The organism is Aquimarina aquimarini, from assembly GCF_900299535.1.
GTDB lineage: Bacteria > Bacteroidota > Bacteroidia > Flavobacteriales > Flavobacteriaceae > Aquimarina > Aquimarina aquimarini.
In genome coordinates this window covers 171,053-194,023 of the sequence record NZ_OMKE01000039.1, presented here as the reverse complement: position 1 = coordinate 194,023, position 22,971 = coordinate 171,053, and the positions used below count along the sequence as shown (strand labels likewise).

Genomic DNA, 22,971 nt, shown 5'->3' with positions numbered 1-22,971 from the left:
CAATGGGAGCACCACATAATAAAAATAGATACGGAGAGCTCTGGCCAGCGTATAGAATTCAATATGCTCTAAAGGCTCTAGAACCACTACAAAAATTAGTCACATTATCAGGAGGATGGGCATGGCATTTTTTATCTCCAGTAGGGCATATAGAGTATAAGCATGCCCACGATCATAAGGATATAGACCTGTTTGTACACCCAATAAATGTAGCAGAAGTCATGTCTATATTGTTGCAAACAGGTTTTAAAAAAGTATGGACACGCTATGATAGGTTACCAAGTAAAGAAAACTTTAGAAGATATGAGAAAATCATAACCGCAAAAGAAAATGTAACTTTTAGGATTACCATAGATTTTTTTGTGAGAGAAGTACCGTATAAGATTGTAAAAGGGTGGAATGTATTAGAACCATCATTCTTACTAGAGTTATATAGCAATATACATTCTAGTGATAAATGCTGGGCAGTACAATCTGCTATAAAATTATTAAACAAAAATATAGCCCCTCTTGATAGAGAAGAATTGGTCGCAGTTCCCAAATGATAAAGCTTAAAATGATACGTGCCATTTAATAGTTAAAGGGATTAAAAACATATTATACATGAAAACAACAAATACAATTATAATTATAGATCTTGAAGCCACTTGCTGGAAAGGGCCTGTACCAAAAGGTCAGGTCAATGAAATTATCGAAATTGGCATTTGCCTTCTAGATACGCAAACAGGAAACATATCAAAGAATCAAGGAATATTAATAAAGCCAGAAAGATCAGAAGTAAGCCCGTTTTGTACAGAACTTACTACAATTACTCAGGAATTATTGGATGCAGAAGGGGTTTCTTTTGAAGAAGCTTGCAAAATTCTAAGAACAGAATATCTGGGATATCAATATACTTGGGCAAGTTACGGACAATATGATTTAAATATGATACGAAAACAATGCTCAATACGAGGAGTTGATTATCCATTATCTGCCAATCATATCAATGTGAAAACACGATTCTCTGAGGTCAAAGGACTAAGAAGAAAAGTTGGTATGAAAGGAGCTTTAGGTATATTAGAAATACCACTAGAAGGCACACATCATAGAGGAGTAGATGATGCCAAAAATATAGCCAAAATTTTAAATTGGTGTTTGAAGCAACAAAATGATAGATTATAAAAGGTAAAAGCTCTATTTTTAGATTACATTTCTTAACACTAAGATTTTTTACAATAATTTATAAAATAACAAAAAAATGTATGCATATTTGTATAACAAAATGAAACAGAATAGAATACATACCACGTTAAAACCACTGTATAATCAGTGTGTATCCCGAGAAATCTATAAGATGTATACTCAAAACAGGACGTTATGTAGCTATTTTAATCATCATTCTATAAAGTGATTTAAAAACAAAAACTAGATATAACTACAAACGTCCAAGAAATTGGACGTTTTTTTTATGATTTTTTTTTTAAGAATATGAATAAATAATAATTAGTACATACAAAGTAATAGTTGGAAAGTAAGCATCAGAGAGACAGACGATTGCCAAAATATCCAATATCTGTTGAGAAACGGACTGGAATTCTCATGTTTAATTTCGTGTTTAAAACATTGATAATCAATAAAGTAAATAGAGAATAAATTTGTGTATTAAAAAAAAGTTTTCATCTTTGCATGGCAATCAAGAAATAAGAAGAGATTGTATTTATAAATATAAAATAATAGAAATGACACTAAATAATCTGCAACATAGTACCCGTCTCATTCTCAAACAAAGGGTGTATTGTTCTAATAAGAACATAAAAGGTGTCTGTTTTATAAAAAAGATGAATATAAGAACATAACTTATACAAACATCAAGATATATAGAAGGCATCCTAATAAGGTGCCTTTTTTTATTTATACAATCTAGACATAGTAACAAACATAATGATGCACACAGTTGTGTGTTCTATACCTCAAATTCAATCAATACTATATAAAAAATATCGTAACACAATAGAGAGTGTACTCAACTATCTCTTAGAAAAGTTACGGGTTTGAATACCGTTGATACTGCAACGTCCAAATAATAAGAATAACAAGTGTAAAAAATTGAATAGGTAAATCAGCTTCAAAAAAATAGACAGGAATAATATTGTAATCAGCTAATTTTAAAATTATTAATTATGAAAACTTACTTAAATACCACAAAAGGAGAAATGAAAAAAAAGAAGCCATGGATCATAAGAATACTAGCAAAGTGGGCTTCTAATTACATAAATGCAATGAGTAAAGCACTATACCCTCCAGAAACCAATGGAGTAACAAGTAAAAATGATAGACATCGTACTTTTCATAAGTAAAAGAAATCTATAACTGCCAGTTGATAGTAATGCATGAATTGGGTTCAATAATATGGTATGAAAATCACTGATAATTTAAACTAAAGCTCTGCTATAATACATAAGTTAAGCAGAGCTTTAGTAATTGTATAGCACCATTAAAATCATAGATCATCTATTTTGATTATTCAATTGTGTTTCACCGATAGTTTTTGTTTATAAATGTATTTGTTTATAATATCCAGAATCATTGTTAGGAAGCCTAACAATGACTTAATTTGTTAGAGCTAAGCAATACTTCTTAATCAGAAAAATTCACGCAAGAATGTCATATCCTAATTACTAGAAAGTAGATCCAAACTATAAATAAAGGTCAAATAAAGCCTTATAAAAAAAACTACCAATCTAGATTTGATATCACCTGAAAAAAAGGAGTATTCAAGATAAAACAATAACAAACACAACTCCTAAAACAATGTTCAAAAACATTGGGGCTGGGAGACTAAACTCAAAACTTACAATGAAAAGAAGAATTTTAGTATTCGCATGCATGGCAGTATCAGTACTGGCCTTTGCCCAGAAAAAAATGGACAACAATATGACCTCTAGCGGAGGAGCACCATTAAATGGAGATAAAGAATCTCTAACGATTGGTGAAAATGGTCCTGTACTATTAGAAGACGTACATTTAATAGAAAAGCTACAACACTTTAGTAGAGAGAGGATTCCAGAACGAGTAATGCACCCCAGAGGAACAGGGGCGCAAGGGTATTTTGTAACGACCAAAAGTATCAAGAACTTAACAAAAGCCAAGATATTCTCAGAAGTCAATAAAAAAACCCCCATATTAATACGTTTTTCTAGTGTTATTCATTCAAAAGGATCACCAGAAACAGCAAGAGACCCAAGAGGATTTGCTGTAAAATTTTATACAGAAGAAGGAAACTGGGATTTAGTAGGAAACCATATTCCAACCTTTTTTATCAGAGATGCAATCAAATTCCCTGATTTTACACACGCAAATAAACCATCACCTATAACCAATATTCAAGACGAGAATAGAGTGTTCGATTATTTTTCGCTAACCCCAGAAGCCATACAAACGCTTACTTGGTTATACTCAGACAACGGAACCCCTAAATCATATAGAGAAATGGATGGTTTTGGAGTAAACACCTTTAAGTTTATCAATGACAAAGGAGATATTCACTGGGTGAAATTTCATTTTAAATCTCATCAAGGCATCAAAAACCTATCTGCAGATGAATTAGTCGAGGTACAAGGAAGAGACTTTAACCATATGACTCGAGATTTATATGATAATATTGGTAAAGGGAATTTCCCAAAATGGGATTTAATGGTAAAAGTGATACCTAATAAAGATATCAATAAGTTTGACTTTAATATTTTTGATGATACCAAGCAATGGTTTGATGTAGAAGAGTTTAAAGTAGGTACCTTAGTACTAGACCGCATTCCTCCAAATTTCTTTCAATACACAGAAAGTGCAGCCTATGCACCATCAAGAGTAGTACCTGGTATTGGGTTTTCACCAGATAAAATGCTTCAAGGAAGAAACTTTTCATATGCAGATGCACAAATGTATCGCTTAGGAAAAAATCATCAATTGCTACCAGCCAACAGACCTGTGGTAGAAGTAAAGAATTATCATATTGATGGCCCTATGAATTTTGAAGAAAGAACTGGTGATATCAACTATTTCCCAAGTCGTAAAAGTAAATTGACAACCACTTTTAAGCCAGAAGATAAAAGATTGATTCAAGGCTATATGGTACGAGAAGAAATAAAAAGACCCAGAAATTTTTATCAAGCCGGAATTTTATATAGAGGATATTCTAAACAAGAAAAAGATAACCTGATCAGGAATTGGGTAGGTGCTTTACAAAAGGTAAAAAGTAAAAAAGTACAATCAAAAATGGTAAGCTATTTATATAAAGCTGATAAAGAATACGGAACTAGAGTAGGTAAGGGCTTGAGTTTATCTAAAGAAATGTATACAAAATAAAAACCCAGAAAACACAATGGAAAATATAATCAAATCAAAATATTTGGGAATTATTACCATGTTGCTATTGCTATTAAATATACAGAGTACTACAGCTCAAAACGAATTAACAGCGCAGCAAGAATTAGAGAAATCTTTTTTTCATGGAGCCAGAACCTCAGATATGGAGTTATTAAACAAGTTCATTGAATCAGGAGTAGATATAAACTACCAAGGAGAGAATGGATATACAGGCCTAATGGTTGCTGCCTATAATGGACAAAAAGAAGCCGTAGAGTTTCTCTTGGATAAAGGTGCAAACCTTTGTATAAAAGATAAAAGAGGAAATACTGCATTAATGGGAGCTATAGTTGCAGCAGAAGACGAAATCTCAGAAATTTTAATAAAAAAAGGAAACTGTGATGAATCTATAAGTCAGAGAACCTTGGAGTTTGCAACTCGTTTTGATAGGAAAAAAATTATCACTCTTTTAAAAACAAAAAAGTGACTCATTTTAAAATGTTAGACCATTTACAACATAAAATTTAACATTTGTTACTAATTAAGCAGGAATCTTAACAAAAGATTCCTGCTATTTATGTTAAATTTGGGTTAATTAAGCTTTTATATTTTATATAGTTAGGATTCCTAACTATATTTGAATTATAATTAAAAAATGCTAGAATGAAGAAAAAATTATTACTCCTTTTCTCAATATTAATGTTTGTTTCTTGTAAAGCACAGGTTAAAACCAATGAAGATCCATCGTTTAAATCATCAGATGATTTAAAAATTACAACCGCTACAGTTACTTACGATAAAGATCTTGAACATCATATTTTTGAGATTAAAGTAAAAGGAAAAGCTGGAGAAAATAAACCAGTCGCAATTGGTAACGTTAATGGAGCACCAGTACTAGGTTACGTATTTCCAACCAATTTAAAATCAACAGATGTTGGTTTTTCTAAAACCGAAGGAATTGTTGCGTTAGCCCTGACATCACATCCAGATTTTGATGATACGCCATTGTGGGATGAGGATTTTGATTTTAATTACGCAAATGACGGTGTTATATGGCATCCACATTGGGTTGTTTTGATCAAGGACAAAAGAGTACCAGGTGGATTAAGTGTGAAAACTTTTGATGCCAAAGACAAAAGTATCAAACTTCCTGCTACCAACCCTGGAATGCCAATGTACATGGATTCTCCAGGGTACAATGTGATTATCAGAGGAAATAGCATTAAAACAGTGGTACCAAAATTTAGAATTAATAATGTAACAGATTTTTCTTTTGATGGAGTTGCCGCTTATATGCAAGTAAATACAGAATGGAAAGAGAAAGATATGCCAATGTTAGGAGTATATGCAGTGTACAGTATAGCATCAGGAGATTTATCTCTTCCATACAAAGTAAAAAATATCAATTAGAAATAAATGTTAACCCTTTAAAATAATTAAAATCATGAGTAAATCAATTTTCTATCATGCTGGATGTTCAGTTTGTACTAGTGCAGAACACGATATCATAAACTTGCTCGGAAATGAAAATGTAGAAGTAGTTAATATTGGTGAAGTTAGAAACCGTATTGATGAAGCCGAAAAGGTAGGAGTTAAATCTGTACCAGCACTTCTTACTCCAAATGGAAATGTATTACACCTTAATTTTGGAGCATCAATGGCAGATGTAAAAGGCTAAGTTCAAACATTATTGTTATGTAGGCGGTGTTAAAACTACACCGCTTACTTTTTTAAAGATAAAAATAGAAAACATGAAAGTTTCAGTTTATAACACCTATATGCCAAAAGAAAATTACCATTGATTTGAAGTGATTTAAACTTTTTTATTTATTATTTAAAGAATAGCATTATGACTCAAGAAATTTGGTTACATAATTTACAAACCAAAACACCACAAGAAGGTTTTGAATTAGCAATAAAATTATCAAGAATGGGGGTTAAATATACACAACCAGATATAGAGGTATTAAAAGAATTAAGAAGTAAATATGCAAATGATGCAAGTCGATTAACAGCTGCTTCGCAGGTGGTTGCTCTACATTTTCAAACAGTATCTGCAGCAAATAACTATTGGAAAAAATAAAGTTTTGAAGAAATTAGATTTACATTTTAATCAAGCCTTACAAGGAGAATTTGTTTTGAGAAAGCTAAATTTTCTTTTCGTTTTTCAAGTAAACTGCCCTGGTTGCTTTTTATATGGAATTCCGTTTGTAAATGAGTTACATAACGAGTATAACAAGGATATATCGTTTTTAGGGTTATCCACTGCTTTTGAAGATTTTGATTATAATAACGAAACAAATACTAATCTATTGATTAATTCTGGGCAAATCGTAGGAGAAACTAAAAAAGCTATGATTGAGCAAGGTTTTGATCGCTACCCTAAGAATATAGATTTTCCGGTAGCAATGGATAAAATGGCTGATGAGTCATTTGATTTTTCTATTGCAGCGGCTAAAATTTGTCAAATTAATCCAAATTATAAGATTTGGCCAGAGTTTGAGCAACGTGCACTTCTAAAAAAAGTAATTGAATACTTGAAATCTCAAGAGAAAATTGCATTAACATTTATATTAAATCAGTTAAAAGGAACACCTTCTATGCTTGTTTTTAATGATAGTTATGAAATATTGTTTGAACAATTTGGGCATGTTGAAAATACAGTAGTTACAACCAAGTTAGAAAGCCTTATCGATACATATGGTAAGGATTGTTAACTTTGTGTGAATAATTTTAACATAAATGGATTTAAATTCAAAAGTTACGGCAGGTTTAAGTAGACTCTCAGAAGTATTTAAAATACTTTTGTGGGAACAAGCAAAAGAACTGAAATTAAGTCCTATACAAATACAAATACTTAATTTTATAGTATATCATAAACAAGAATTATGTAATGTAAGCTATTTATCAAGAGAGTTTAATGTAACAAAGCCAACCATAAGTGATGCCATACGAGTATTGGTAAAAAAAGAAATATTAATTAAAGATTATTCCTCTAGTGATAATAGAAGCTATACATTGATGTTATCTCTAAAAGGTAAAAAAATAGTAGACCAAACAAAGAATTATACAAACCCAATAAAAAAACAACTAAGTAAAGTAGAAGAAGAAGATCTAAAGTCTATTTATAAAACAGTAAGCAAGTTAATTTATCAATTAAACCGTACAGGGGTACTTTCTGTACAAAGAACCTGTTTTGGTTGTACATTTTATAAAGAAAAAAAAGAAGGGCATTACTGCAACCTTTTAAAATCAGAGCTTCAGGATATAGAAATAAGATTAGATTGCCCAGAATATCAAGAAACTGTAAAATAACCAAATAATGATCTGTTGTTATGTTGTCTTTTATAGTAATTTACCTATTTCGATCAACCCTTTTCTGAGATCCTCTGAAGAAAGTGATGCATACCCCAAACGCAAGCCCTGTACCTCTTTTTGATAACTGAATTTATTAGGATGAATTATTTCAATTCTTTTTTGTAACAATGAAGTATAGACATTCTCATAATCTATGACCTCATTTGATTGTACCCAAAAAGCCAATCCTCCTTCAGGAATGGTATAAGTGATCTTACCAGACAAATGTTTTTCCAATAAGCATTTAAAAGCTTCTCGTTTCTCTTTGTAATAAGCAGTAGCACGTTTTAGGTGTTTTCGTATCTCACCAGAATGAATCAAATCAAGTACAGCAAGCTCCATAATAATATCCCCTTGAACATCAATAGTCTCGCGCAAAGACCCAATTTTATGTATAAAATCAGGACTACCTACCAGATAACCAATACGCAATGCAGGAGCTACCACTTTACTCATTGACCCAATATACAAGTAGTTTTGAATCTCCTTATGGCTAGATATAGGAAGCACAGGCCTTTGTCCGAAATGAAATTCATGATCATAATCATCCTCTATAATGGTAAAACCATACATATTAGAAAGTTCAATAAGTTTTAATCTACGAGTTAAACTCATCGTTACTGTAGTTGGATATTGATGATGTGGTGTCACAAAAACTGCTTTAATTTTTGTGTTCTTTTTTAGAATCAACTCTATGTGATCCACCAAGAGTCCTTCACGATCAATCTCTACAGGTATAACTGTTACCTCAGATGTTTCAAAAGCTTTCCATGCAGAAAGGTACCCCGGGTTTTCTACAATAACAACATCCCCCTTGGTAAAAAGAATTTGTGCAATTAGATACATAGCCATTTGGCTACCACGAGTAATACAAATATGATCAACATCAATACACAACCCTCTTTTGAAATATAACATTTGTGCAATAGCCTCTCTAAACTCTACAGAACCCAATGCATTACTATAATTCATTAATCTTCTACGTGCTTTTTGATTAAAAACTCTTCTATATGCGCGCGACAAGGACTCCATAGGAGCAATATTTGTATCAGGGATACCATCATCAAAAATAATATCAGCCTGTATTATTTTTTTTCTAGTGTATTTAGGAATTTCAGAGACACTAGTATTTGTATGCATTTCAGGAATGTTGCCAGCCACAAAAATTCCTTTTCTTTCTATAGAAACCAACCAACCTTCAGCCGTTAGAATATTCAATGCTTTTACAATCGTATTACGATTTAAATTTAGTAATTCAGCAAGATTTCTACTACCAGGAAGCACCGTATCTTTTTGTAAAACCCCTGATTTTATACCATGAATAATAGCATTCACTATTTGCATGTAGATAGGAATTTTGCTATCAGGATCAGTTTTTATTTGAAGATTCCAAGGACGTAACACTGGACTATATATTTATGTTAAAACTGTATCATTTAGATAGTCCAAATATATAGTAATTTTGTCATTTGATCTTTATATGATTTGTTATATCAACGTATATTAGGTGCAACTTAAAAAAACATTCAATTACAATAACTATTAATGGCATATAATTATAACACTACTTTTTTTGAAAACAAGGAAGAACATCACTTAACCGATGTTTTTGCAGATCAAGATACAGCAACTCAACTAGCACTTTTTATAAAAGAATACAATCAAAGAGAATTACTCGATCAGTATAATTTACCTGTAAGTAGGAAACTATTATTTTTTGGACCTAGTGGGTGCGGAAAGACGTTTGCAGCAAAAGCACTGGCAACAGAGTTAAACAGAAAATTACATACCATAAATCTATCATCAATAGTATCAGCCAGATTAGGGCAAACAGCACAAAATATATCCGAACTTTTTCAAAAAGCAAAAAGAGCCAAATCAGTATTATTTCTAGATGAATTTGATTCATTAGGTTCTATTCGTGAAATAGATAGTAAAGAATCCGGCGAAATGAGAAGAGTGGCAAATGCGATTATACAACTAATAGATTATCTTGATAAAGACATTCTATTAGTAGCAGCTACCAATCAAGTTAAACTTATTGATCACGCCTTAATAAGGCGTTTTGAACATAAAATAGAATTTACATTACCAAACAATGAGCTACTAGATACGTATTATGACCAGCAATTATCTCGTTTTCCTTCTCGGTTTCGTGACATAGATAGACAATATGCCATCTCATTTGCCGAAGCAAAAGTAAAAGTCATTAATACGGTAAAAAAAATGGTACTAGAAGAAGGAGAAAAAATCAATACTTCAAACAATATAGAAAATCAATGAAAAACCCCATCAAAGAAAATCTCGAAATACTAGAAAAAAGAATACAAACAGCATGTGAGAATTCGGGCAGAGATCCGAAAGAAGTAAAAATATTGCTTTCTACCAAAACTGTTGAAACAGAAAGAATACAACATGCCATAGATGCAGGTTATACACTAGTAGGAGAAAACAAAGTAAAAGAAGCAGAAGGCAAATACGAACTACTAAAAGAGCAAAATTGTACTTGGCATATGATAGGGCATTTACAAACCAATAAGGTAAAATATGTACTCAAGTATGCAAATTTGATCCAATCTATAGATCGAATACGATTGGTAGAAAAATTACAAAATCGTTGTGAATATGATCAGAGAGATATTGATATATTTATTCAAGTAAATACCTCATATGAGCATAGCAAATTTGGGGTTCCGCCAGAAAAAGCATTAGAATTTATAAAACAAGTTTCAAAATACCCTCGATTACATATCAAAGGGCTCATGACTATCGGGATTCTATCTTCACAAAATGATAAAGTACGTGATTGTTTTAAACGCCTAAAAGAAATTCAATCAAAAGCTATAGCATTACAGCTACCCAATACAAGTTTTGATGAACTCTCAATGGGAATGTCAAACGATTTAGAAATAGCCATTGCAGAAGGTAGTACTATGATACGAGTAGGTACAGCAGTTTTCGGAAAACGCCCATATCCAGATAGTTATTACTGGAACGAAGGGTAATACGATATAATTATCTATGAAATATATTTTTTGATACGCCCCCTAGTTGTGAATAAAAATTGTATGTTTTTATAATAGGTACTTTTTTTGTAGTAAATAACCTCATACATTTATACAAAATAAAACAACCAAATAGTATAATTATGACTCTTATTATAAAAAATATGGAAATTATTAGACGTATAGATGATTCCATTAGAGAAGGAGCTACAGGAAGACCAGAAGATTTTGCCGCTAACATCGGAATCTCAAGAACAAAACTACATAGATTACTCAATGTGATGAAATCCCTAAACGCTCCAATTATATTCGACTCAGAGAAGAAGAGTTATTTATATACAGAACCAGTTACATTTAATTTTGGTTTTTATAAAAACAAACCTTAAAACTTAGAGATAAATACCTAAGAAGTTTTAAGTTTAAATTCATAATTTTGCGTATATGATACGCCAAAATATTAAAGTCGCCGTAGATGCAGTAGTCTTTGGATACAAAGACAAATCATTAAATGTATTATTAATCAAAAGAAACATTGATCCTTTTAAGGATTCTTGGGCATTACCAGGAGGATTAGTAGTAGAAAATGAAAGTTTAGAACACGCTGTAGAACGAGAACTAAAAGAAGAAACCAATGTAACTGTAGATTATATGGAGCAGTTATATTCTTTTGGTACACCCGATAGAGACCCTAGAAATAGAGTAATAAGTATTACCTATTTTGCATTGGTAAAACCAGAACATCATAAAATCAAAGCAGATACAGATGCCAAAGATGTAGCCTGGTTTGATCTTCAAAAACTCCCTGAGTTAGCTTTTGATCATAAAATGATTTTACAAAAAGCAAAAGAACGACTACAAAATAAACTAACATACGAACCCATAGGGTTTGACTTATTAGAAGATAAATTTCTGTTTTCTGATCTAGAACGACTGTATATGATCATTTTAGAAAAACAAATAGATAGAAGAAACTTTAGAAAGAAAATACTCAGTTTTGATATACTAGAAGAACTAGACGAAAAAGTATCTGAAGGAAGAGGAAGACCTGCAAACCTCTTTAGATTCAATAAAAAACAATACTTCACCCTAAAAAGAGAAGGGTTTCTGTTTGATATAAAGTAGTTATTTTTCTTAACGATCTCTGTCTTTTTAATAATAACTATGCTTTCTTATAGATACCATTTAGTGAAATAATACATGAAGTAAAACTTGAGTAACATGAAGCAATGCTTGGGCAATGTGAAGCAATGCTTGAGCAACGTGAAGCAATGCTTGGGCAACGTGAAGCAACGCTTGGGCAACGTGAAGCAATGCTTGAGCAACGTGAAGCAATGCTTGAGCAACGTGAAGCAATGCTTGAGCAACATGAAGCAATGCTTGGGCAACATGAAGCAATGCTTGGGCAACGTGAAGCAATGCTTGGGCAACATGAAGCTAGAGACTGTTCATTAAAGTGTGTCATAAAGATTCAACTATATAAGGTAGTGTTCAATTAAGTGTGTCAATATTTTAAGCATAAATAGGGTATATATAAGCAAGGAATTTATTTTATTGTAATTTTTACGCAAAATATTTGGTAGAATATAAATAGTATTCTAAATTTGCGTAAAAATAACACAATTATGAAGTATTTACATCTTGATCCAGCATTTACCCCATATAAAGAATCTATAGTATTTGAAGCCTTTGTGTTTAATGGGGGAGAACCTCATATAAAAATTTTAGAGCAAAACATAGGAGAAGAAATAACCATAACACACCGTATCAATTCATTTAATGATCTAGGGTTGCTACTTATTGCAACAGATGCACTAAGAAGAATGGATGTAAAAATTATAAATGTATTTATACCCTATTTTCCAGCAGCAAGGCAAGATAGAGTGATGGTAGCCGGAGAACCCTTATCAGTAAAAGTATATGCAGATTGTATCAATGCGCAACAATACGATCAGGTAACCATTTTTGATCCACATTCTGAAGTAACCCCCGCATTGCTAAACAATGTAAAAGTGATTCATAATTATGACTTTGTAAAACAATGCTTAGATACAATTAATGAGGATGTTTTACTAATCTCTCCAGATGGAGGAGCACTAAAAAAGATTTATAAAGTTTCTGAATACCTAGGCGGAATAGAAGTAGTAGAATGCTCTAAAAAAAGAGATGTCAAAACAGGTCAGTTATCTGGTTTTACAGTATATCAAGAAGACCTAGAAGGAAAACACTGTGTGATAGTAGATGATATATGTGACGGAGGAGGAACTTTCTTAGGATTAGCAAAAGCACTTAAAGATAAAAATGCAGGAAGACTTAGTTTAATCGTAAGTCACGGTATTTTTAGTAAAGGAACAACAGTAGTACAACAAAGTTTTGATACTGTATATACAACAAACTCTTTTAGAGATATTACAGAAGAAAAAGTAGTACAGATACCCATACAGTAATGAACGTAATAGAAGCCCCAGAAGAAGTAAATATAAACAACCAATTCAGTGTCTTTCTAGCAGGAAGTATAGAAGGAGACAAAGCAACCAAATGGCAGGATATTATTATCCAAAACCTGACCAAAGAAGAAATAGTAATATTAAACCCCAGAAGGTTAAGTTGGGATAGTAGTTGGAAACAAGAAATAAGCAACCCAATATTTAAAGAGCAAGTAACTTGGGAGTTACAAGCATTAGAGCAAGCAGATATGATTATTATGTACTTTGATAAAACCACAAAGTCCCCCATAACATTATTAGAATTGGGACTGTTTGCAAAAAGTAAAAAGTTGACCGTATGTTGCCCAAAAGGATTTTGGAGAAAAGGAAATGTAGATATTGTATGCGAACATTACAATATTAAACAAGTAGATACCATAGAGGAGTTAATTGAGAAAGTAAAGAAGGAATTGAAATGAAATACACATTACAAGGAATACAAGAACAATTCAATAAAGGAAAAAGTATCAAATACCTATTTTTCTGGGGGCATACACCCAATAAAGATGGCAGTATAGGAAAAAGCTGTTTCAGCCAATGGTGGAAATCTGCCTTTATAGTAGATCAAGAAACTTATAAAACAGCTGAACATTGGATGATGGCAGGAAAAGCAAAACTATTTGGAGATACCGATATACAAAAACAAATAATAGCATGTAATGACCCTATGGAAGCCAAACAGCTAGGAAGAAAAGTAAAGAATTTTGACCCAGAAGTTTGGAACCAACATAAATATCAAATAGTAAAAGAAGGAAACCTATATAAGTTTTCTCAACATAAAGATCTAAAAGAATTTTTGTTGAGTACAAAAAAGCAAGTATTGGTAGAAGCCAGTCCAAGAGATAGAATTTGGGGGATTGGTATGGGGCAAAGCAATGAAAAAGCACAAAACCCTAACCTGTGGAGAGGACAAAATCTATTAGGGTTTGTTCTAATGGAAGTCAGAGATGAATTAAGTCCATGAGGACTATAAAAGAAATTAAAAAATGCAAAAAACATTACGAAAAATAACAGCAAAAGAAACCCTTAAAATTACAGAGCAAGGGTTCTATATATTTGACAAAAGTATCAAAGTTTCTATTGCCAAAATACAAGAAGAAGCCGTTCAAGGAACCAAATATTATTCTTCTCAAGAATTAGATACTATAGTAAATGATCTAGAAATGCCTAACAACCATGACACATCATTTGAAGTTGTTGAAGAGACAACTATTCAGAGTGTTCAAAGGCTTATAAAAGAAGGATATAATAACCCGATGTGTTTAAATTTTGCTTCGGCAAAAAATCCAGGAGGTGGTTTTTTTAATGGCGCACAAGCACAAGAAGAAAGTATAGCAAGATCTTCAGGCTTATATCCCTGTCAGATTTCGGCAATAGAGTTTTATGAACTACATAGAGGAATGAAATCCTGTATCTATACAGATGGAATGATTTATAGCCCCAAGGTACCTGTTTTTAGAAAAGATAATGGTCAATTACTAGAGACACCATTGCAGAGTTCTATAATAACATCTGCCGCAGTAAATACAGGGGTAGTAAAACGTTTTGAATCTCATAAAATATCGGCAATAGAAGAAATTATGAGGATACGAATAGATAAACTTTTAGCATTATCAACACTATATAAACACGATACCCTCATTTTGGGAGCTTGGGGGTGTGGCGTATTTCAAAACGAACCAAAAATGATAGCCAGATTATTTTCAGAATTGTTGAAAAATAAATATAAAGGAGTATTCAAAAAAGTAGTTTTTGCAATTTATGCTAAGAATAAAAAGTTTTTAGAAGCTTTTCAAAATGAATTTGAGTAATGAAATTAGAATTAGAAAAATATACAGAACAACAAAAAAAGTGGCCACAACAAGGATATCATATTATGGGACAATATAATGATGATAAAATTGTAGTGTACCAGTCGTATCGACCTGAAATAGGAAATTTTGCAGTAAAGAATCAGTATTTCGGAGGAGCATTCAGTCTGGAACGAATGACATGGATCAAGCCAAATTTTTTATGGATGATGTATCGTAATGGTTGGGGAACCAAAGAAGGACAAGAAGTAGTCTTGGCAATACACCTCAAAAAAAAGGTTTTTGAAAAATACCTGAAAAATGCAGTATATTCTTCTTTCAAACCAGAATTGTATACATCCTATGAATCATGGCAAGAAGATATACAACAATCAAATATACGATTGCAGTGGGACCCAGACCATGATCCATACGGAGCTAAACTAGAACGAAGAGCCATACAAATAGGGTTGAGAAAAGAGTTTATAAAATCATTTGCACAAGAAGATATTATAGAAATCGAAGATATCTCAGCATTTGTTAACGAGCAATATCAATTAGTGAAATCTCAAAATATTGATAAACTCATGATTCCTAAAGAAAAACCATTGGTTTTTGAGGATGAAAAATTAAATACATACCTAATGTTAAAATGAATATGACACATTACATAAAAGGAGATGCTACAGCTCCAAACGTTAAAGGAGTAAATTGCTGTTGAAGCATAAAAATTAGAAGCAAATATACATATGCCTAGAATAAGTTGTGGATTAGCGGGTGGAAAGTGGGAAAAAATAGAATCCATAATAGTAGAAGCATTGCTAAACAATAATATATAGGTATATGGGTATGATTTTGAATAGAACATGAAAATTTCAGTAATTCAATCAGATATAACAATAATAGACACTGAGGCTATTGTAAATGCGGCAAATTCTTCTCTTTTAGGGGGTGGAGGGGTAGATGGTGCCATCCACCGTAAAGGAGGAGAGGAAATCCTAAAAGCATGTCAAGCTATCAGAGCAAAACAAGGGAAATGTAAAGTAGGAGAAGCGGTAATAACTACAGCTGGTAATCTACCCGCAAAATATGTGATTCATACAGTAGGACCTGTGTGGAATCAAGGAGGAAAGGAAAAAGAAATGTTATTGGCAGATTGTTATAAAAACACAATGAATCTTGCATTAGACAATAAAATAAGTACTATAGCTTTTCCAGGGATAAGTACAGGTATTTATAGGTTTCCAAAAGAATTAGCTGCACAAATTGCAATAAAAACTATTAAAGAATACAAACAACAAAAAATAATAAAAGAAGTAATCTTTGTATGTTTTGATCAAGAAAACTTTGAGCAGTACACAACATTAATATCAGAATAAAATAGTAAACTATGAAACTTCATAAAATAACTGATAAAATATGGACTATAGATAATTTTCTTTCTATAAAAGAGTGCGAAGACCTCATTTTATTTAGCGAGCATAAAGGGTATGATGAAGCAGACGTTAGCCTAGCAACAGGAGCCAAAATAATGAAAAACGTTAGGAATAATGAACGTTTGATTTATGAGGATAGTAATTTTAGGGATAAGATTTGGTTAAAATTAGCTTCATTTATTCCCACACGGGTAGGAAATATGAGAATAGGTGGATTAAACGAAAGGTTCAGGTTTTATAAATACGATACTGGGCAAAAATTTAAAAGACATATAGATGGTCGTTTTAAAAGAAATGAAGAAGAAGAGAGTAGAATCACTTTTCTCGTTTATTTGAACGATAACTTTACAGGAGGTAAAACAAAATTTGATGACCTTACCATTCACCCAGTTCAAGGAAAAGCATTATGTTTTATCCACGAACAAAAACATGAAAGTACTCCTATACAGGATGGGGTTAAATACGTATTGCGAAGCGATATTATGTATAAAAAATTAAAAAATGAAACCAAACCATAAACAAATAAGTAAATTTTTAAGCCTTATTCTTAGGCATAATCCCGATAAAATAGGATTACAACTAGATCAAAACGGTTGGGCTAATGTAGATGAATTACTAATAAAAGTAAAAAAACACCAGCCACAACTAGATAGAGATATATTACAAGAAATTGTTGATACCAACGATAAAAAACGTTTTGCTTTTAATGACGATCAATCAAAAATAAGAGCAAATCAAGGACATTCTATAACCGTTGATTTAGAATATAAACCCATAAAACCACCAGGATATTTATATCATGGTACTGTAGCAAAATTTATGCCTGCAATCAAGCAGCAGGGATTACTCAAAATGAATAGACATCATGTACACCTTAGTGAGGAACTAGAAACAGCTACAAAAGTAGGTTCAAGAAGAGGAAAACCTATTATATTAACTATTAGGTCAGGAGAAATGTATGCTCAGGGAATTGAGTTTTTTCAATCAGAAAACGGTGTTTGGTTAACCGATACCGTACTTCCTGAGTACATTCATTTTAAATAAAAAATGTAAAGTGATTGTAGTATGAGAACGCTAGTAATAGGGGATATACATGGCGGATGTAAAGCATTACTTCAAGTGCTAGATAGGGCAGATGTAACCCCCAATGATACATTGATCTTTTTGGGAGACTATGTAGATGGGTGGAGTGAAGCAGTAGAAACAATCGAAAAATTAATCGAGCTATCGCAATCAAATACCTGTATTTTTATAAGAGGAAATCATGATTTTTGGTGTGGATCGTGGTTAGAAACAGGAGTAACAGACCCTATATGGATGGCTCATGGGGGAAAAGAAACTATAAACAGTTATATCCAATCAGGGTATCAATCCCTATATACATATACTCATAAACCCTTTTTTAATACCCTACAAAACTATTATATAGATCAGGATAACAGATTGTTTCTACATGCAGGATTTACTTCAATGCATGGAGTAGGGCGTGAGGAGTATGAATCTAATTACTATTGGGATAGAACATTGTGGGAATCGGCATTATTGGCAGATAAAGTAGACAAGCATACTCTAGAAGATATTCTAACCAAACCCAAAAGACTAAATCATTATAAAGAAATATATATAGGTCATACACCTACTATACACCATGATAGAGATACCCCAATAAAAGCATACAACTTATGGAACATTGATACAGGTACCGCTTTTACTGGTAAACTTACAATACTAGATATAGACACCAAAGATTTTTGGCAAAGTGATCCGCTACCCTCATTATACCCAACAGAAAAAGGAAGGAATTAGACTTACTATTACAGGACAAAAATCGATCCTTAAAAAAAGAACAACACACTTTTTTACTATATCTTTATGATTCCTCAACATGTAATTAATACCCAAAAATAGTGTTTTAAAAAATTATATTTTAACTGAAAACAGGGGGTATAAAGCACATGAATGATTCTACCTTAGTCTTTTTAAAAAATCAAGAATTATGAGTTTATATACAAAAGAAATATCCCCTAGCATTTTTTATAAAACTCTGGTAATAGTTCTGGTTATTTTTCAATATAATTATATGGAAGCACAAGAAAAGGAACAAATTAAAAGAGATAGCTCTTATGTAATCTTAGAAAATCCTCAGGATTTTTATGAAGGAACTTATAAAGAAGAGAAACCATACAAAGGGTATTTTAAGCAAGGAGAAGACGAGTTTTTTACAGTAGATTATTATGAAAAAGGAATAAAGAAATATACATACTCATTAGATGTGATGCATATGTTTGATGGAGGAATGGAATCAGAATTAAATGTAAAAACTACTTATAAAAATGATGAAATTTATACAGGGGTAAAGCTATACAAGGCAAAAGACAGAATTGTAACAGAAGAGTATGAAAAAGGAATCGTTATTGGGGTTTATGTCGATATTTTTGCGGTACATTATTATAATAGAATACATTTTAAGAAAGAAAATGATGCTATTACTATCAAGTCGTTTAGAGAAAAAGACCAGAGCATTCGAGTTTTTCAAAAAAACCAAAATGTAGTAGCAGAATTATTGAATAATGATGTCATACTAACCAGAGTACAAAGTGTTAATAAAGACCAATCTGTTTTTCCCGTAGATAGTGATATAAGAATGTATGAAGAAGAAGGAATTGTAAAAGGAATAGCATATCAAAATTTTGATACATCAGAAGAAGTGTATAGTAAATCAGAATTGATGTTAAGGATTTTTAATCAAATAGATGTACAGTCTACAAAAAAACAATGGGGGATCTTTGAACAGTTTAAAAACTCTTTAATTTCTGGGAAAGATTTTATAGAAGAAAGAACTTACGATCATTCTTCAAAAATAATGGGGTACTTTGTTACAAACAACGATGGTACAATTAAAAACGGAATTCGTTTTTTGAATGATAAAAAAGAAGGCTATTATCAAATATTCAAAGACAGTAAAAAGATCAAAGAAGAAAAGACTAATGTAGATACATTTCAAGAAGTTTTTGAGGCATATGTAAAAACACTCTATCCTGAAGATGATGAATAACAAACCTAGCTATAAAAGTGAAACAACCGCTTTGTAGGTAGTCAACAAATATGAGCTACAACCAATAAACAGATCTGTATAAATAGATATTTACTTACATGTAAACCATTTTGGGGTATCTAATGAAATCCAAACATACGGACTAAAATTATAAGAATGATACACTGTAGCACCATATCCATTTACACTGGTATTTTCACTCATAGGGTTTGAACCCATAGCCATTAACAAATCATACTTATATCCACTAGAAGTGGTCATATTTTCCTTAATTCTAATCTTTACCTTTTTATTATTAGGGTTGATTGCTTCAATTACTGCAGTACTATTAAAGTTGTATAATCCATTTTTGCCAACTACAGTAAAACCACCTCTGAAACATAATTCATCACCTTCATAAACTGTTCCCAGGTTCTTTCTTCGTTGGGTATTCCATTGAAGATACATAAGATCGGTTGAGGATACATCAATATGCGAATACAGATGATCAATATTAGTAGCCATCTTGTATCCTTTGTTTACCAATTCATTTGTCGACTCTAAAGTCTTTTTCATTTTATCAGGAGCATCACTTTTTACGATAGAAGCTGCAGCCATAAAAAGAGCATCCAAACTACCACTTATTTGGTAGGCTTTGTAATAATTCTCAGCCGCTTTGGTCATATATTCAGGCTTAGTTCCTCTTTTCTCCCAATATTTTCCATAAGAAAAATAATAGGTATTTTCATTTTTTTTGGTCTCTCCAAAAAATAGATCAAAATAGCGTTCAGCCTTATCCAAATTATCATTGTTAAGATATAAATTTGCTAATTGGAATTTTGCCAGATGTACATTCTTTTCCAAAGCAAGCTTAAATTGTTTTTCTGCAGAAGAGTTGGCTAAAAACTCATCAGAATGCAAATAATATATTCCTTCTAGATAATACGATTCAGGAAAACCATATGAATGAGTTTTTTCAGCTAATTTTTTTAATTCATCAAGCTTTTTTTCTCTTACTAGTGTCATCGCTTTATCGTGATAAAACTGTTCAGACTTTTTATGGGAGTTTAATTTTACAATTCCAGAAGAATTGATTTGCCCATCTACTTTAGTAACTATAGGAGTATTTCTTTTAATATCTTTTTGAAGGACTTCCAGTTTAAAATTTCCATCCTTATCTACTACTACCTTATATTTATCAATATTTTTTCTTAAACTAAAACCAGTACGATTGTAATTTGTTTTAATGTGAACAAATTGTACAAATACCTCTCCTACAGGAATTCCTTGGTCATATACACCTTCAAAAAATATAGGGTTGTTATCATAATTGATCATTCCAACACCTTTACCATGTAATTTCCCATTTTGAACCTCTCCAGTCCAAGCAGATGTTTCAAAATTTTCAAAAACAAATTGTCCTTCTTTTTTAAAAAAAGGTAGTAATCCAGTAGCTTTTGTTTCGTAATATGCTTTATTCGAAAAACGTTCAAAGAAATAACTTAGGTCATTCTCAGGCAAGAAACTGAACTCAATAACATACGTAGAAGAAGAACCACTTTTTTTATTCTTAATTGTCCTTTTTTTATAGGAAAGAACACGATACTGGGAGTTCCTATGAAAATTTGTAATTTTTGAAGGGGTTAAAGGATCAATAAATGATCTTGGAGCAATAGGATCTTGTTTATAAACATACGCATTTTGATATATACGCCCTTTGACAATTATTTTATCTATTTTTTTCTGTCGTTGCCCATAAAAATTAAAGACAATAAAAAAAGTAGATAAAAAAAGAAGTAGCCGTATCATATGATTTTGTTTTTATAGGCCTAAGTTGAGTTTTGTATGCTGTCAAAATTATTTTTTTTTAAATAAAATTACAAGTATTTTGCTCTAAAATAATGAGCCTTTATTTTTATTCAAAAATTTATAAATTAAACTTATTTATTTTGACTACTCGAAAAAATAATATATATTTGCGTATGATTAACGCAAAATAAATTTAAGTATGAATCCATTACTATTAACAGACGGTTATAAATTAGGTCACAAAGAACAATATCCACAAGGAACTACTTTGGTATATTCTAATTGGACACCACGTAAGAGTAGAGTAGAAGGAGTTGATAAAGTAGTATTTTTTGGATTACAATATTTTGTCAAGGAATATTTGATCAAACGATTTAATCAAGAGTTTTTTGAACAACCCAAAGTAAAAGTAACAGCAGAATACAAAAAATATGTAGACCATTACCTAGGAGTTGATTATGATATAGCTCACATAGCAGCATTGCATGACTTGGGATATTTACCTATAGAAATAAAAGCAATACCAGAAGGCACAGAAGTACCCATACGAGTACCTATGTTTACAATGGTCAATACCAAACCAGAGTTTTTTTGGTTGACAAACTACCTAGAGACATTATTATCTTGTATTATCTGGCAACCCTGCACTTCTGCAACCATTGCAAAACAATACAAAAAAATACTAAATCAATATGCAAAAGAAACGGATCAGGCAAATCAGGAATTTGTAACCTGGCAGGGTCATGATTTCTCCATGAGAGGAATGTCTGGTACAGAATCGTCATTACTAAGTGGAATGGGACATGCATTATCGTTTTCTGGGAGTGATACCCTTCCAGTAGCCAAAGCATATGAGGTTTTTTATAATGCTGATGTAACCAAAGAACTTGTGATAGGTAGTGTGAATGCAACAGAGCATAGTGTTATGTGTGCAGGTAGTAAAGATGATGAGATAGGTACATTCAAAAGGCTACTAGATACGTATCCTACAGGAATCCTGTCTGTAGTATCTGATACCTGGGATTTATGGAAAGTACTTACAGAGTACTTGCCACAATTAAAACAAGAAATACTAGAACGTGATGGTAAACTAGTAATAAGACCAGATTCTGGAGATCCAGTAGATATAATCTGTGGATGTGAGCATGAAAACCCTGTCGTAGCCAAAGGTGTAATAGAATTGCTATGGGATGAGTTTGGAGGAACCATAAACGAACAAGGCTATAAAGTGCTTGATCCTAAGATAGGAGCTATTTATGGTGATAGTATTACACTGGAGAGAGCTACACAAATATGTGAACGTCTAAAACAAAAAGGATTTGCCTCTACCAATGTAGTTTTAGGAATCGGTAGTTTTACATATCAATATAACACTAGAGATACTTTTGGGTTTGCTATGAAAGCAACATATGTAGAAGTGAATGGAGAAGGAAGAGAAATTTTTAAAGATCCTATTACCGATGACGGTACCAAAAAATCTGCAAAAGGTCGTATTCAACTATACGAACACAATGGTGAGATTGTTTATAAAGATCAGGTAACCAAAGCAGAGGAAGAAGAAGGGCTTTTGCAAACAGTGTTTATAGATGGTAAATTGGTTGTTGATGATACATTACAACAAATAAGAGAACGATTATCATAATATAGTACTCAAAAAAACATAAAAACAGCGCTTGTAGTTCGTTGCTACAAGTGCTGTTTTTTTTATACAAT

General features: G+C 31.9%; 28 protein-coding genes. 26 read left to right on the top strand and 2 right to left on the bottom strand.

Annotated elements, in window-relative coordinates; genetic code table 11:
* Nucleotides 1-2 precede the first annotated feature (2 nt).
* The 10 genes from DG508_RS16500 to DG508_RS16460 all read left to right on the top strand — a co-directional run bounded on the left by DG508_RS16500 (nucleotide 3) and on the right by DG508_RS16460 (nucleotide 7,659).
* Nucleotides 3-545 (top strand): hypothetical protein, encoded by a 543-nt coding sequence (locus tag DG508_RS16500; protein WP_108869200.1) that lies wholly within the window; start codon nucleotides 3-5, stop codon nucleotides 543-545.
* A gap of 58 nt (nucleotides 546-603) precedes the next feature.
* A complete protein-coding gene (locus DG508_RS16495) occupies nucleotides 604-1,164 on the top strand; it encodes a 3'-5' exonuclease (RefSeq protein ID WP_108869199.1) in 561 nt (186 codons plus the stop codon).
* Between the two features lie 998 nt (nucleotides 1,165-2,162).
* Nucleotides 2,163-2,339, top strand: a complete 177-nt coding sequence (locus tag DG508_RS21075; RefSeq protein ID WP_159090875.1) for a hypothetical protein — start codon at nucleotides 2,163-2,165, stop codon at nucleotides 2,337-2,339.
* Between the two features lie 499 nt (nucleotides 2,340-2,838).
* Entirely contained in the window at nucleotides 2,839-4,344 is a 1,506-nt protein-coding gene (locus DG508_RS16490) for a catalase (protein WP_108869198.1), read from the top strand.
* A 16-nt stretch (nucleotides 4,345-4,360) separates the two neighbouring features.
* Complete coding sequence (locus DG508_RS16485) at nucleotides 4,361-4,831, top strand: ankyrin repeat domain-containing protein (protein ID WP_199912803.1); 471 nt, start codon at nucleotides 4,361-4,363, stop codon at nucleotides 4,829-4,831.
* Between the two features lie 176 nt (nucleotides 4,832-5,007).
* Nucleotides 5,008-5,754, top strand: a complete 747-nt coding sequence (locus DG508_RS16480) for a hypothetical protein (RefSeq protein ID WP_199912802.1) — start codon at nucleotides 5,008-5,010, stop codon at nucleotides 5,752-5,754.
* A gap of 34 nt (nucleotides 5,755-5,788) precedes the next feature.
* Nucleotides 5,789-6,022: a thioredoxin family protein gene (locus DG508_RS16475; RefSeq protein WP_103866131.1), complete on the top strand. Its 234-nt coding sequence runs from the start codon at nucleotides 5,789-5,791 to the stop codon at nucleotides 6,020-6,022.
* A gap of 171 nt (nucleotides 6,023-6,193) precedes the next feature.
* A complete protein-coding gene (locus tag DG508_RS16470; RefSeq protein ID WP_108869196.1) occupies nucleotides 6,194-6,427 on the top strand; it encodes a hexameric tyrosine-coordinated heme protein in 234 nt (77 codons plus the stop codon).
* Between the two features lie 4 nt (nucleotides 6,428-6,431).
* A complete protein-coding gene (locus DG508_RS16465) occupies nucleotides 6,432-7,061 on the top strand; it encodes a hypothetical protein (RefSeq protein ID WP_108869195.1) in 630 nt (209 codons plus the stop codon).
* A gap of 25 nt (nucleotides 7,062-7,086) precedes the next feature.
* On the top strand, nucleotides 7,087-7,659 hold the full coding sequence (locus tag DG508_RS16460; RefSeq protein ID WP_108869194.1) for a MarR family winged helix-turn-helix transcriptional regulator: 573 nt from the start codon (nucleotides 7,087-7,089) through the stop codon (nucleotides 7,657-7,659).
* A 30-nt stretch (nucleotides 7,660-7,689) separates the two neighbouring features.
* On the opposite strand, the gene pdxR is transcribed toward DG508_RS16460, so the two are convergent.
* Nucleotides 7,690-9,045: a MocR-like pyridoxine biosynthesis transcription factor PdxR gene (pdxR, locus tag DG508_RS16455; protein WP_328515278.1), complete on the bottom strand. Its 1,356-nt coding sequence runs from the start codon at nucleotides 9,043-9,045 to the stop codon at nucleotides 7,690-7,692.
* 201 nt (nucleotides 9,046-9,246) lie between these two features.
* Between pdxR and DG508_RS16450 the strand changes: the two genes are divergently transcribed.
* From DG508_RS16450 to DG508_RS16380, 15 genes are all read left to right on the top strand, one after another.
* Nucleotides 9,247-9,984, top strand: a complete 738-nt coding sequence (locus DG508_RS16450; RefSeq protein WP_108869192.1) for an AAA family ATPase — start codon at nucleotides 9,247-9,249, stop codon at nucleotides 9,982-9,984.
* Complete coding sequence (locus DG508_RS16445; RefSeq protein WP_108869191.1) at nucleotides 9,981-10,706, top strand: YggS family pyridoxal phosphate-dependent enzyme; 726 nt, start codon at nucleotides 9,981-9,983, stop codon at nucleotides 10,704-10,706. Before DG508_RS16450 ends, DG508_RS16445 begins: the two co-directional genes overlap by 4 nt.
* Before the next feature lie 164 nt (nucleotides 10,707-10,870).
* Nucleotides 10,871-11,092: a hypothetical protein gene (locus tag DG508_RS16440; RefSeq protein WP_159090874.1), complete on the top strand. Its 222-nt coding sequence runs from the start codon at nucleotides 10,871-10,873 to the stop codon at nucleotides 11,090-11,092.
* A 55-nt stretch (nucleotides 11,093-11,147) separates the two neighbouring features.
* Nucleotides 11,148-11,828, top strand: a complete 681-nt coding sequence (locus DG508_RS16435; protein ID WP_103866139.1) for an NUDIX hydrolase — start codon at nucleotides 11,148-11,150, stop codon at nucleotides 11,826-11,828.
* A 104-nt stretch (nucleotides 11,829-11,932) separates the two neighbouring features.
* A complete protein-coding gene (locus tag DG508_RS16430; protein WP_108869190.1) occupies nucleotides 11,933-12,202 on the top strand; it encodes a DUF3552 domain-containing protein in 270 nt (89 codons plus the stop codon).
* Nucleotides 12,203-12,328: 126 nt separating this feature from the next.
* On the top strand, nucleotides 12,329-13,150 hold the full coding sequence (prs, locus tag DG508_RS16425; protein ID WP_108869189.1) for a ribose-phosphate diphosphokinase: 822 nt from the start codon (nucleotides 12,329-12,331) through the stop codon (nucleotides 13,148-13,150).
* Entirely contained in the window at nucleotides 13,150-13,608 is a 459-nt protein-coding gene (locus DG508_RS16420; RefSeq protein ID WP_108869188.1) for a nucleoside 2-deoxyribosyltransferase domain-containing protein, read from the top strand. Before prs ends, DG508_RS16420 begins: the two co-directional genes overlap by 1 nt.
* Nucleotides 13,605-14,153 (top strand): NADAR family protein, encoded by a 549-nt coding sequence (locus tag DG508_RS16415; protein WP_108869187.1) that lies wholly within the window; start codon nucleotides 13,605-13,607, stop codon nucleotides 14,151-14,153. The genes DG508_RS16420 and DG508_RS16415 overlap by 4 nt, the downstream gene beginning before the upstream one ends.
* A gap of 22 nt (nucleotides 14,154-14,175) precedes the next feature.
* The gene (locus tag DG508_RS16410) at nucleotides 14,176-15,000 is read left to right on the top strand and encodes a TIGR02452 family protein (protein ID WP_108869186.1); all 825 of its coding nucleotides are present in this window, start codon (nucleotides 14,176-14,178) and stop codon (nucleotides 14,998-15,000) included.
* Nucleotides 15,000-15,635, top strand: a complete 636-nt coding sequence (locus DG508_RS16405; protein ID WP_108869185.1) for a DUF4291 domain-containing protein — start codon at nucleotides 15,000-15,002, stop codon at nucleotides 15,633-15,635. Before DG508_RS16410 ends, DG508_RS16405 begins: the two co-directional genes overlap by 1 nt.
* Nucleotides 15,636-15,845: 210 nt before the next feature.
* Nucleotides 15,846-16,358, top strand: a complete 513-nt coding sequence (locus DG508_RS16400) for an O-acetyl-ADP-ribose deacetylase (protein ID WP_108869184.1) — start codon at nucleotides 15,846-15,848, stop codon at nucleotides 16,356-16,358.
* Nucleotides 16,359-16,369: 11 nt separating this feature from the next.
* Nucleotides 16,370-16,933 (top strand): 2OG-Fe(II) oxygenase, encoded by a 564-nt coding sequence (locus DG508_RS16395; protein ID WP_108869183.1) that lies wholly within the window; start codon nucleotides 16,370-16,372, stop codon nucleotides 16,931-16,933.
* Entirely contained in the window at nucleotides 16,917-17,459 is a 543-nt protein-coding gene (locus DG508_RS16390; protein WP_103866147.1) for an RNA 2'-phosphotransferase, read from the top strand. The genes DG508_RS16395 and DG508_RS16390 overlap by 17 nt, the downstream gene beginning before the upstream one ends.
* A gap of 21 nt (nucleotides 17,460-17,480) precedes the next feature.
* Nucleotides 17,481-18,221 (top strand): metallophosphoesterase family protein, encoded by a 741-nt coding sequence (locus DG508_RS16385; protein ID WP_108869182.1) that lies wholly within the window; start codon nucleotides 17,481-17,483, stop codon nucleotides 18,219-18,221.
* 190 nt (nucleotides 18,222-18,411) lie between these two features.
* Nucleotides 18,412-19,470 (top strand): hypothetical protein, encoded by a 1,059-nt coding sequence (locus DG508_RS16380; protein WP_108869181.1) that lies wholly within the window; start codon nucleotides 18,412-18,414, stop codon nucleotides 19,468-19,470.
* A gap of 90 nt (nucleotides 19,471-19,560) precedes the next feature.
* Here the strand turns inward: DG508_RS16380 and DG508_RS16375 are convergent, their stop codons facing one another.
* Nucleotides 19,561-21,258, bottom strand: a complete 1,698-nt coding sequence (locus DG508_RS16375; protein WP_108869180.1) for a tetratricopeptide repeat protein — start codon at nucleotides 21,256-21,258, stop codon at nucleotides 19,561-19,563.
* A 199-nt stretch (nucleotides 21,259-21,457) separates the two neighbouring features.
* Here DG508_RS16375 and DG508_RS16370 point away from each other — a divergent pair, with 199 nt between their 5' ends.
* Entirely contained in the window at nucleotides 21,458-22,900 is a 1,443-nt protein-coding gene (locus DG508_RS16370) for a nicotinate phosphoribosyltransferase (protein ID WP_108869179.1), read from the top strand.
* The last annotated feature ends 71 nt before the right edge of the window (nucleotides 22,901-22,971 follow it).

What these genes read in the sequence shown, in the direction of transcription:
- DG508_RS16380 (WP_108869181.1), top strand. Translation starts at nt 18,412, where the DNA reads ATGAGTTTATATACAAAAGAAATATCCCCTAGCATTTTTTATAAAACT.
- DG508_RS16445 (WP_108869191.1), top strand. Translation starts at nt 9,981, where the DNA reads ATGAAAAACCCCATCAAAGAAAATCTCGAAATACTAGAAAAAAGAATA.
- DG508_RS21075 (WP_159090875.1), top strand. Translation starts at nt 2,163, where the DNA reads ATGAAAACTTACTTAAATACCACAAAAGGAGAAATGAAAAAAAAGAAG.
- DG508_RS16500 (WP_108869200.1), top strand. Translation starts at nt 3, where the DNA reads ATGGGAGCACCACATAATAAAAATAGATACGGAGAGCTCTGGCCAGCG.
- DG508_RS16490 (WP_108869198.1), top strand. Translation starts at nt 2,839, where the DNA reads ATGAAAAGAAGAATTTTAGTATTCGCATGCATGGCAGTATCAGTACTG.
- DG508_RS16430 (WP_108869190.1), top strand. Translation starts at nt 11,933, where the DNA reads ATGCTTGGGCAATGTGAAGCAATGCTTGAGCAACGTGAAGCAATGCTT.
- DG508_RS16440 (WP_159090874.1), top strand. Translation starts at nt 10,871, where the DNA reads ATGGAAATTATTAGACGTATAGATGATTCCATTAGAGAAGGAGCTACA.
- pdxR (WP_328515278.1), bottom strand. Translation starts at nt 9,045, where the DNA reads ATGCAAATAGTGAATGCTATTATTCATGGTATAAAATCAGGGGTTTTA.
- DG508_RS16395 (WP_108869183.1), top strand. Translation starts at nt 16,370, where the DNA reads ATGAAACTTCATAAAATAACTGATAAAATATGGACTATAGATAATTTT.
- DG508_RS16450 (WP_108869192.1), top strand. Translation starts at nt 9,247, where the DNA reads ATGGCATATAATTATAACACTACTTTTTTTGAAAACAAGGAAGAACAT.
- DG508_RS16385 (WP_108869182.1), top strand. Translation starts at nt 17,481, where the DNA reads ATGAGAACGCTAGTAATAGGGGATATACATGGCGGATGTAAAGCATTA.
- DG508_RS16420 (WP_108869188.1), top strand. Translation starts at nt 13,150, where the DNA reads ATGAACGTAATAGAAGCCCCAGAAGAAGTAAATATAAACAACCAATTC.
- DG508_RS16480 (WP_199912802.1), top strand. Translation starts at nt 5,008, where the DNA reads ATGAAGAAAAAATTATTACTCCTTTTCTCAATATTAATGTTTGTTTCT.
- DG508_RS16415 (WP_108869187.1), top strand. Translation starts at nt 13,605, where the DNA reads ATGAAATACACATTACAAGGAATACAAGAACAATTCAATAAAGGAAAA.
- DG508_RS16370 (WP_108869179.1), top strand. Translation starts at nt 21,458, where the DNA reads ATGAATCCATTACTATTAACAGACGGTTATAAATTAGGTCACAAAGAA.
- DG508_RS16485 (WP_199912803.1), top strand. Translation starts at nt 4,361, where the DNA reads ATGGAAAATATAATCAAATCAAAATATTTGGGAATTATTACCATGTTG.
- prs (WP_108869189.1), top strand. Translation starts at nt 12,329, where the DNA reads ATGAAGTATTTACATCTTGATCCAGCATTTACCCCATATAAAGAATCT.
- DG508_RS16435 (WP_103866139.1), top strand. Translation starts at nt 11,148, where the DNA reads ATGATACGCCAAAATATTAAAGTCGCCGTAGATGCAGTAGTCTTTGGA.
- DG508_RS16470 (WP_108869196.1), top strand. Translation starts at nt 6,194, where the DNA reads ATGACTCAAGAAATTTGGTTACATAATTTACAAACCAAAACACCACAA.
- DG508_RS16410 (WP_108869186.1), top strand. Translation starts at nt 14,176, where the DNA reads ATGCAAAAAACATTACGAAAAATAACAGCAAAAGAAACCCTTAAAATT.
- DG508_RS16400 (WP_108869184.1), top strand. Translation starts at nt 15,846, where the DNA reads ATGAAAATTTCAGTAATTCAATCAGATATAACAATAATAGACACTGAG.
- DG508_RS16495 (WP_108869199.1), top strand. Translation starts at nt 604, where the DNA reads ATGAAAACAACAAATACAATTATAATTATAGATCTTGAAGCCACTTGC.
- DG508_RS16475 (WP_103866131.1), top strand. Translation starts at nt 5,789, where the DNA reads ATGAGTAAATCAATTTTCTATCATGCTGGATGTTCAGTTTGTACTAGT.
- DG508_RS16375 (WP_108869180.1), bottom strand. Translation starts at nt 21,258, where the DNA reads ATGATACGGCTACTTCTTTTTTTATCTACTTTTTTTATTGTCTTTAAT.
- DG508_RS16390 (WP_103866147.1), top strand. Translation starts at nt 16,917, where the DNA reads ATGAAACCAAACCATAAACAAATAAGTAAATTTTTAAGCCTTATTCTT.
- DG508_RS16460 (WP_108869194.1), top strand. Translation starts at nt 7,087, where the DNA reads ATGGATTTAAATTCAAAAGTTACGGCAGGTTTAAGTAGACTCTCAGAA.
- DG508_RS16405 (WP_108869185.1), top strand. Translation starts at nt 15,000, where the DNA reads ATGAAATTAGAATTAGAAAAATATACAGAACAACAAAAAAAGTGGCCA.